This window comes from Lactobacillus sp. N54.MGS-719, assembly GCF_000980505.1.
Classification (GTDB): domain Bacteria; phylum Bacillota; class Bacilli; order Lactobacillales; family Lactobacillaceae; genus Lactobacillus; species Lactobacillus amylovorus.
In genome coordinates, this window is sequence record NZ_LARO01000020.1 from 23,116 (window position 1) to 32,409 (window position 9,294).

The following is a 9,294-nucleotide window of genomic DNA, read 5'->3' on the forward strand; positions in this document are numbered from 1 at the left end:
TAGACACTCCCAATTCTGGAGGATTATATGAAACAGTATTATTTACAGACCAAGGACGAGGTTTTAAAAGAGTTTAAAACCGGCAGCGATGGTTTATCGACTAAGCAGGCTGAAGAAAACTTAGCCAAATACGGTAAAAACGCCTTAGTTGAAGGCAAAAAGAAAACGGCCTTTCAAGTTTTCTTAGAGCAGTTCAAAGATTTGATGGTCATCATCTTGATCATCGCCGCAGTTATTTCTGCCTTTACTGGTGATTTAGAAAGTACGCTGGTTATCATTGCCGTACTGATCTTAAACGCAATTTTAGGAACGGTGCAGCACGTTAAAGCAGAAAAATCGCTTGAATCGCTCAAGTCGCTGTCCTCACCTAGTGCCAAAGTTCTGCGCAATGGTGAAAAGATCGAAATCGATTCAAAAGACGTTGTACCTGGCGACATCATGCTTTTGGAAGCCGGCGACATGGTTACTGCCGATGGACGAATTTTGGATAACTATTCTCTGCAAGTTAACGAAAGTTCTTTAACCGGTGAATCAACCAATATCGATAAGGCCGACGTTGACTTCGATCATGAAATCCCATTGGGTGACCGTCTCAACATGGTTTACTCAAGTTCACTAGTTACTTACGGCCGCGCTAATGTGTTAGTTACCGGCACGGGGATGAACACCGAGATCGGTAAGATCGCTTCCTTGATGAATGAAACTAAGGAACGTCGTACCCCACTTCAAGTCTCACTTGATAAGTTCTCATCCAAACTGGCCACGGCAATTTTGATCATTTGTGCCATCGTACTTGGCTTGCAAATCTGGCGCGGTCAACCGATTATGGATGCACTTCTTTTTGCAGTTGCCTTAGCTGTAGCCGCAATTCCTGAAGCCTTGAGTTCAATCGTAACCATCGTGCAAGCTATGGGTACACAAAAGATGGCCAAAGAAAATGCCATTATCAAGAACTTGGCTGCCGTTGAATCTTTAGGTTCCGTTTCCGTTATTTGTTCCGATAAAACCGGTACTCTAACCCAAAACAAGATGACCGTTGAAGACATCTACATTGGTGGCGAAGTCTTAAAGCCTGATCAACTAGACTTAGGCAATCAATTACACCGCTACCTTTTATACGACGCAGTATTAAACAACGACTCAAGCTTAAAAGACGGCAAGAGCATCGGTGACCCAACCGAATCAGCCTTACTTGAAATGTACCGCAAGGTGCCAGGCATTGACCTTGGCAATAACCAACTTGGTTTATCTGAAAATGACTTGCGTGGTCTTTTAACTCGTCAACAAGAAGTGCCATTTGACTCTGACCGTAAGTTGATGAGTACCAAGCACTTGATTCACACTGTACCTACTATCTTCGTTAAGGGTGCCATCGACGTCTTGCTTGACCGCTGTGACAACATCCGTATCGGCGATGAAGTTCGCCCAATAACTGATGAAGATAGAAAGAAGATTTTAGCTCAAAACGAACACTTCTCAGAAAATGGTTTGCGTGTTTTAACCTTTGCCTACAAGGAAAAAGACGAAGATCTTGCTCCTGAGACAGAACACGGCTTTACCTTCATTGGTTTGGTTTCCGAAATGGACCCACCTCGTGAAGAAAGTATTGAAGCTGTTGCCCGTGCTAAAAAAGCCGGTATCCGTACTGTCATGATCACTGGTGACCACAAGGTTACTGCCGTTGCCATTGCCAAAAAGATCGGTATCTTTAGCGATGGCGACATTGCCGTTACTGGTCTCGAACTTGATAAGATGAGCGACGAAGAACTTGAACAAAAGATTGAAAAGATCGCCGTTTATGCCCGTGTATCGCCAGAAAACAAAATCCGCATCGTTAACGCATGGCAAAAGAAGGACAAGATTGTTTCTATGACTGGTGATGGCGTCAACGACGCCCCTGCCTTGAAGAAAGCCGACATTGGTGTTGCTATGGGAATCACCGGTACCGAAGTATCAAAAGATGCAGCCAGCATGATCTTGGCCGACGACAACTTCGCTACAATAATCAAGGCTGTTGCCAATGGTCGGACCGTTTTTGAAAATATTAAGAACGCAATTATGTATCTTCTTTCAGGTAACTTATCTGCGATCATCACTGTTTTGTTTGCCTCAATTGGTGGCTTTCCAGTGCCATTTATCGCAGTTCAGCTTTTGTTCATCAACTTGGTAACCGACTCCCTTCCAGCTTTGGCAATCGGGATGGAGCCTGGTGCACCAGACATTCTTGATAGAAAACCACGTGATCCTAAAGTCGGCATCCTTGATAAGAGCTTAATAACCAAAGTAACTCTTCAGGGGATCATTATCTCAGTTGGCGTTATCGCTGCCTTCATGATTGGTCGTCAAACTAGTGCCGCTGTCGCATGTACCATGGCCTTCTCAACTTTGACTTTTGCTCGTTTGCTTCATGGTTTCAACTGCCGTTCACAGCACAGCATTTTCAAGATTGGCTTTAAGAACAACTGGTACAGCTTGGCTGCCTTTGCAGTTGGTACATTATTATTAGCTTTAATTTTATTTGTACCAGGTCTTCACAGTTTGTTCGCTGTAACTCCATTGACTAACACCCAACTTCTTTGGATTATCGGGTTAGCATTAATGCCTACTATCATCATTCAAATTGTTAAAGTAGTTCAAGAAAATAGATAATTTTTATTCAATATCACATGCAAACAGCCCTGAACAAGGGCTGTTTGCATGTGATAAGATAAAGTTGTACTAAACTTCAGCAATAAGGAAATGATTATGATAAAAACTGCAAAACAAATTTTAAGAAGACCGTTTTCCAGTGACATGTCTTATCACCTGTACCGGGCGATTCTTGTAGGCATCATCACCGGTCTAATCGTAAGCGTCTTTCGCTGGGTAATTGACCATACGATGCAGATCCTCAACTTTATTTACCCGAAGATGGCGGCACAACCAATGTGGCTTGTGCCCTATGTTATCTTGATGATCGTTATCTGCCTTGTACTAGGTCACATCACTAAACCATATTTGAATCAATTAGTCGGTTCTGGTGTACCGCAAATTGAAGCTGTTTTCTTAGGTGAAAACAAGATGCCATGGTGGTCAATCTTATGGCGTAAATTTGTTGGTGGTCTGCTGGCAATCTGCCCTGGCCTGATGCTGGGACGTGAAGGTCCATGTATTGAAATGGGTGCCATGGTTGGACAAGGGTTAGCCGAAAGCATCTTTGAATCAGACAAAGATCAAATTAAGGAACTGCAAGAATGTGGTGTTGCGGCAGGACTTGCGGCTGCCTTTAGTGCACCAATTGCCGGCGCAATGTTCTTAGTTGAAGAAATCTCCTTCAGCTTTAAACCCAAAAAGGTGGTCTCAATTTTAGCCGCCAGCTTCTCAGCTGACTTCATGACTATTCTGTTCTTCGGTAACAAGCCATGTTTATACTTGCCAGTTCGCGGCTACTTCCCAATCAATGCCTACTGGACTTTGCCAATTATCGGTATTGTATTAGGACTTTTAGCTTACGGCTACCAATATACATTGCTTAGCTTGAAGCCCATCTTCAGTAAACTTAAGAAGATTCCTGCTTACTACCACAGCATTATTCCTTTGATCTCGATTATTCCAGTTGGTCTTTGGAATTCTCACCTGCTCGGTGGTTCACACGTTTTGATCACTGATTTGTCCAACCATAAGCTCGACACACAATTACTGCTTGGACCATGGAGTTTGGTAATTATCCCTATCATTCTCTTCGTCATTCGTTTTGTCTTCTCAATGCTGTCTTATGGTTCATCAGTGCCTGGCGGTATCTTCATGCCGATCCTGGTTTTAGGTGCGATCTTAGGCATGATCTGTGCCAACGTCATGATTAAATTAGGCATCATTCCGTCAATGTGCTTCGTTCACATCTTGGTTATTTCAATGGCCGCCTACTTTGGCGCGATCGAAAAAGCACCCTTTACTGCGATCATGCTGTTAACCGAAATGGTCGGTACTGTCCAACAAGTCTTGCCATTAATCATCGTTACATTTATTTCTTACTACGTACTCGACTTGCTTGGCGGCAAGCCAATTTACGAGGCCTTACGCTTGCAAATGGGTTACAAATAGTTAGATAATGCAAAAAATTAAATAGAAAGCCGATGTATCAATGAATGCTTGGAACGATACTAAAGCCATCAACTTTAAGCAAGTTACTGATTATCGCAAAGCCAACATCATTGTGAACGCTGGTAACTACAGCAACACTGGTTGGGCTGGTATCACACAACTACCTGCTGTACCACGTGGCTACCTCTACGGTTCAATCATTTCACTTAACAACTTCTTCTTGGATCAAGTAAATCCAGAAATTGCATTGTCTGTGCTGAACACGAATTGGGTCACGCTATTGGTTTGGAGCACAACGACAGTCAACCATCAGTTATGAATTCTGCAATTACTGATCAACGTGCTTACACCATCCAACAATGTGATATCGATGCTGTTAAAGCTCTTTATAACGAAAAGTAAAAAAGCCGCATAATTGTTACTTCTTGTAGCAATTATGGGCTTTTTATTTTCTACATATTTAATTCGTAAGCCAAGCGGTCTGGATCAACTTCATCATCGACTTGGATAATACCACGATATTCAAAACCGTTGCCGGTTGCTAGCTTTTGCATTGGCTTATTCAAACGGTGGGTATCAACACGGAAGTTTCTGACACCGGTCGCATATTCCAAACTGATGATATCTGACATGAAGATCCTACTTAAGCCTTGACCTTGATAATTTGAACTCAAGCAAATGCGGTGAATCTTTGTATAAGGATCATCGTTGTCGCTCCAGCTGCCACCTTCAATTTTCAGATAATGGGGATCTACACCAGTAATTGCGGCAGTGTAGCCAGCCACCTTATCGCCAACTACTAAGACATATCCATCGCCATTCTTAATATCATCTAAAATTGATTCTTCATTTGGATAGCCATTTTGCCATTGCGTGCTGCCTGACTTTTTCAAAAATACCTTGGCATCCCCAATAATAGCCATAATCTCAGCCAAGTCATCTTTAGTTGCTAATCTTGTGTACTTTTGCATTCTGATCCCTTTCCCACAAATAAAAACGAATTTGTCACAATGGCAAATTCGTATTTTTTATGGATTTATTTTTTTATATAAGGCTTAATGATGTCAAGCAGTTCTTTCAAAGCTACCCAATCTGACATCTCTTGCACTGAGAAAGGCTTGCCAGGTTCTGCAGGTGTACCATTGTCCAAGAACAAGTAAGCATATCCTTTAAAGATATCGATGTTTACGCCGAAACTATTTGCACTTGTGTTAGTTTGACGCAACATCAATGCTGGATAACCTAACTTATCCTTTAAGTGGTGATATACACTCCAATTTTCTGATTCTTTGACGCCCTGTTCAATCTGTTGAACAATTTCTTTATCTTCCATCGTTCTCTTCCTTTTCTTTCTACGCCAAAAATATATATTTACTACTATATTAATGATACCATTCTTATCAACTAATAACCGACTTTAGGGGTTACTTTTTATTAAAATAAGCTAGTCATGTATTCGCTTACCGCACGCTGTTGCATTTCTTGCCAATTATTAAATTTCGTCTCTTTTTTGACAAAATCGTCGATTACTTTGTCATCAATCTTTTCGATCTCTTGGAAGTCCTTCAAGCCAAGTTCTCTTACAAACACATCAATCGTAGCAAAGCTGGTATTCTTTTGCATGAACATTGGACTGAACAAGTCTTGATAAGATACTGCTTGCTGGTCGCCGCGTTCTTCAGCAACCTTCTCTAAATTTTGCTTCAATTTGTCTTTTTCGTTAGTCATAATTTATCCTTCTCTAAAAACGATCTTTATTATGCTACTAAATTATACTGAAAATGTATAAGAATAAAAAATTTTTATTTTAGTTAGATTTTAGTAATTATAATTACAGTAATTACGATTACTCTATTTCTCAAAATATTGAAAATCATCGCAATCTTTACTTATCATTTTCCCATTATCCGTTATAATGAGAAACGAAAATTATAATACATTAGGGGATCTTACAATGGAGAATCGTTACAAGAGCGTCTTTGACATCATCGGACCTGTCATGGTCGGACCGTCAAGCTCACACACTGCCGGTGCCGTAGCCATTGGCCGTGAAGGAAACCGCTTGTTCGGCGGCGTACCTAAAAAAGTTACTGTTCATTATTATGGCTCTTTTGCGCAAACGCACCGCGGACATGGTACTGACTATGCCATCGCTGCAGGAATCTTGGGCTTTACTACAGAGGATTTGCGTGTGCCGCGAGCACCTGAGATTGCGCACCAACGCGGAATCGATATTCGCTTTGTTGAAGAAGAAGGCCAAAGCCCCATCGGCCACCCTAACACTGCGATTTTGGACATGTCAGATGGTGAAAAGAAGGCCCAATTATCAGGCTGCTCTATCGGTGGCGGTGCCATCGAAGTGCGCGAGATCGTCTTACACGGCATCAACATCAAGCCAGCTGGTTCTCTACCAATCGTGATCTTAGTTGATTTTGAGAGAAAACTTAATCACGAGAGATCCTTATCTGACTTTTTGAAACTCAAGGCCCCTTTTAAGGAAAAAAGAATCTACAAGTCGCACGCTTGTTACATCTATGAGTACGATATCCAAAATTACTTCAAACCAGCCTTAACTGGTGAATTACGGAAGAAATATCCTCACATCATTTGTTTATAGATAGGAAGAAATCATGTACAACCACATTAAAGAAATTGTCGCCGACTCCGAAAAAACAGGCAAACCTATCTCTGAATTGATCATTGAGCAAGAATGCCAAATGTCAGGCTTACCTCGTGAAAAAGTCTGGAATAAAATGAAATACAATCTGGAAACCATGCGCGATGCGGTGAAAAAAGGTCGCAGCGGCAATGGTGTGTTTTCTAGCACTGGCTTAACTGGCGGTGAGGCCGTGAAGATCAAGAAATATATTGAGAAAGGCCACACCCTTTCTGGCGATACGATCATGACTGCCGTACAGAATGCTGTTGCAACTAACGAAGTTAATGCGGCAATGGGTGTCATTTGTGCTACGCCAACAGCGGGTTCATCCGGCACCTTACCTGGTGTCTTGTTTTTATTAGAAAAACGACTCAACTTAACTGAGGAGCAAATGATTCACTTCTTGTTCACTGCCGGTGGCTTGGGCATGGTGATCGCCAACAACGCCGAAATCGCTGGTGCTACTGGTGGCTGCCAAGCTGAAGTAGGCTCTGCCTCTGCCATGGGTGCGGCTGCGGCAGTTGAAGCAGCTGGCGGCACCGCCGAACAAAGTGCACAGGCTTTATCGATTGCAATGTCGAATTTGCTTGGCCTTGTTTGTGACCCTATTGCAGGACTGGTTGAAGTGCCTTGCGTGAAAAGAAATGCGATTGGTGCTGGGAACGCCTTGATTGCGGCAGATATGGCGCTGGCGGGATGCACTAGTGTAATTCCGGCTGACGAATGTATCGATGCCATGAAAAAAGTTGGCCACCAAATGCCAGCATCCCTACGCGAAACAGGAATCGGCGGCTTAGCTGGTACGCCAACCGGACAAGCAATCAAAGCAAAGATTTTTGGTGAGGATGCATAATGAGAGACGGCGAAACAATCAAAAACGACATCATTAACCACCTCGCTCAGGTGATCGACCCTGAATTAAACGTCGACGTGGTTAATTTAGGCTTAATCTATGGTATCGACTTGGACGAAGATGGCATCTGCTTAATCAACATGACTTTGACCACTCCAGCCTGTCCCTTGACCGGCTTTTTAATCGATGCAATCACTAAAGAAGTTAAAAAAGTTGAAGAAGTAAAAAACGTGGACGTAGAATTTGTCTGGTATCCGGTTTGGTCGCCGGACCGTATGAGCGACGCCGCAAAGAAGTATTTTGGCTATGAAAAGAAGGATTAATTAAGGGAGTAGTAATGGATATTTGGTATCAAATCGGAATTTTTGTAGGTTTCTTTTTCGTGGGTCTTGCACTTTACATCTTCAGGGGATGTCGCAAAAGCAGCTACCCTGCCAATTTCACTAACTTCATCTTTTCCATTTCGATCTCAATGGCAGGCCTTTTAATCATTATCGCCAGCCTGGTCGCAATTCAGCCGCACAACTGGTACACCAGTAGTCAATTCTGGAGAATGCTCATTATAAGCTAAACAAAAATGCTTAATACCAACTAGGTACTAAGCATTTTTTATATTCTTTTTATTTAATTAGTGAGTTTGCAAATCAACAGCAATACGGTCACCTAAGTAATCAGGATACTTGTTGCCTTGAGTTGCCATACCAGGCTTAGCTTCAAATGCAAAACCAACACCGATAGTCTTGTTAGCCTTGCTCAAAAGTGACTTTCTGTGAGCCCAGTTTGAAGCTTGGTCGTGGTAGATAAATTCGTCAAGAAGTACCTTAGCAGCTTCCTTAGATGTAGTTGAAACTTGAACGCTGTTCAAAGCAATGTTTTCTTCGTATGCAGTTCTCTTGCCGTTTGGACGAATGTGTGAGAACTTGTTAACGACTTCTTGCGCACGAGTTTCAGCATAAGCTTGCAAACTTGGCTTAACAGTAAGCTTTGGCAAACCTTTTCATCAAGCAACTTGTTGTTTTCCTTGGTAGCAAATCTTGAATCATTCATTGGGTTGGTCTCACTGTACATCCCCCTTGGTGAAGGTTCACTTGAAAGTGACCATGAAGCCATAAACATGTCGATGCCTTTATCGTCGTGGTCAAGTTTGTCATAGGGGGATGCATAGTAAAAAGCTGTCATTGACATTGAGCGACAAATTTTTCATTTATTTAACTATTCTAAATACATTTGGAATAATTTTTTTATTACTTTTCTTCCTTCTCTTTGGCATATAAATTAACGGCCGTACTTCCAATTCAAATTCTTTTCTGCTAATCGGCTTAATCAGATCATCATCAACGTTGAAAAGCTTCAGCTGACCCTTCACATGAATCGGCTTGATCACATCGACAAGTTCGATATTCCAATAATAGAGATCTTCAAATGGAACATATTGAATGCTCTTCAAATTCACGACACAAATTGCGTAACCAGGTGCAGCACCTGCCACCTTTTTAGCAGTCGAACACATCAGAAGTGGTCCACGATAGTTTGTTTTCCACGTTCTATATTCAATTTTCTTCTTGCCGGCAATTATATCCATGATGTAATCGCCACGTACCGATAGTGCCTTCATTGCTGCCTCCTATTTTGCTTAGCTAGCACTAAAATTATTGTTTTATACAAAACCAACTAAAAAAGAGGGATACATCCTTTTACTAAT

Annotated in this window: 11 protein-coding genes and 2 pseudogenes; 7 read left to right on the plus strand and 6 right to left on the minus strand. The window is 41.9% G+C overall.

Features of this window, described 5'->3' with window-relative positions:
- Positions 1–27: 27 nt before the first annotated feature.
- The 4 genes and pseudogenes from WS44_RS05100 to WS44_RS09960 form a co-directional block, all read left to right on the plus strand.
- On the plus strand, positions 28–2,649 hold the full coding sequence (locus WS44_RS05100) for a cation-translocating P-type ATPase (RefSeq protein ID WP_046433491.1): 2,622 nt from the start codon (positions 28–30) through the stop codon (positions 2,647–2,649).
- Positions 2,650–2,745: 96 nt separating this feature from the next.
- Positions 2,746–4,080: a ClC family H(+)/Cl(-) exchange transporter gene (locus WS44_RS05105; RefSeq protein ID WP_014565992.1), complete on the plus strand. Its 1,335-nt coding sequence runs from the start codon at positions 2,746–2,748 to the stop codon at positions 4,078–4,080.
- 40 nt (positions 4,081–4,120) lie between these two features.
- Positions 4,121–4,399, plus strand: coding sequence for a hypothetical protein (locus tag WS44_RS05110; protein ID WP_014565993.1), 279 nt, complete (start codon positions 4,121–4,123; stop codon positions 4,397–4,399).
- Positions 4,336–4,482, plus strand: a pseudogene (locus WS44_RS09960) (matrixin family metalloprotease); the annotation flags it as partial. The gene WS44_RS05110 and the pseudogene WS44_RS09960, both read left to right, overlap by 64 nt.
- Positions 4,483–4,532: 50 nt before the next feature.
- On the opposite strand, the gene WS44_RS05115 reads toward WS44_RS09960, so the two are convergent.
- The 3 genes from WS44_RS05115 to WS44_RS05125 form a co-directional block, all read right to left on the minus strand.
- Positions 4,533–5,051 carry a GNAT family protein gene (locus WS44_RS05115; RefSeq protein ID WP_046433496.1) on the minus strand — a complete coding sequence of 173 codons (519 nt, stop codon included), beginning with the start codon at positions 5,049–5,051 and terminating at the stop codon, positions 4,533–4,535.
- Between the two features lie 65 nt (positions 5,052–5,116).
- A complete protein-coding gene (locus tag WS44_RS05120; protein WP_014565994.1) occupies positions 5,117–5,413 on the minus strand; it encodes a hypothetical protein in 297 nt (98 codons plus the stop codon).
- 101 nt (positions 5,414–5,514) lie between these two features.
- The gene (locus WS44_RS05125) at positions 5,515–5,808 is read right to left on the minus strand and encodes a hypothetical protein (RefSeq protein WP_013438308.1); all 294 of its coding nucleotides are present in this window, start codon (positions 5,806–5,808) and stop codon (positions 5,515–5,517) included.
- 226 nt (positions 5,809–6,034) lie between these two features.
- On the opposite strand from WS44_RS05125, the gene WS44_RS05130 reads away from it, so the two are divergent.
- Genes WS44_RS05130 through WS44_RS05140 form a run of 3 tightly spaced genes read left to right on the plus strand, consistent with a single transcriptional unit; the run spans position 6,035 to position 7,915 of the window.
- The gene (locus WS44_RS05130) at positions 6,035–6,697 is read left to right on the plus strand and encodes a serine dehydratase beta chain (RefSeq protein ID WP_046433498.1); all 663 of its coding nucleotides are present in this window, start codon (positions 6,035–6,037) and stop codon (positions 6,695–6,697) included.
- A gap of 13 nt (positions 6,698–6,710) precedes the next feature.
- A complete protein-coding gene (sdaAA, locus tag WS44_RS05135; protein ID WP_046433499.1) occupies positions 6,711–7,592 on the plus strand; it encodes an L-serine ammonia-lyase, iron-sulfur-dependent, subunit alpha in 882 nt (293 codons plus the stop codon).
- A complete protein-coding gene (locus tag WS44_RS05140; RefSeq protein ID WP_013642220.1) occupies positions 7,592–7,915 on the plus strand; it encodes a metal-sulfur cluster assembly factor in 324 nt (107 codons plus the stop codon). The genes sdaAA and WS44_RS05140 overlap by 1 nt, the downstream gene beginning before the upstream one ends.
- Positions 7,916–8,220: 305 nt before the next feature.
- Here the strand turns inward: WS44_RS05140 and WS44_RS05145 are convergent, their stop codons facing one another.
- The 3 genes and pseudogenes from WS44_RS05145 to WS44_RS05150 form a co-directional block, all read right to left on the minus strand.
- Positions 8,221–8,583, minus strand: coding sequence for a CAP domain-containing protein (locus tag WS44_RS05145; protein ID WP_046433501.1), 363 nt, complete (start codon positions 8,581–8,583; stop codon positions 8,221–8,223).
- 5 nt (positions 8,584–8,588) lie between these two features.
- Positions 8,589–8,744: pseudogene (locus tag WS44_RS09965) on the minus strand (peptide ABC transporter substrate-binding protein); the annotation flags it as partial.
- Positions 8,745–8,796: 52 nt separating this feature from the next.
- Positions 8,797–9,207, minus strand: coding sequence for an ASCH domain-containing protein (locus WS44_RS05150; protein WP_014565997.1), 411 nt, complete (start codon positions 9,205–9,207; stop codon positions 8,797–8,799).
- Between the last annotated feature and the right edge of the window lie 87 nt (positions 9,208–9,294).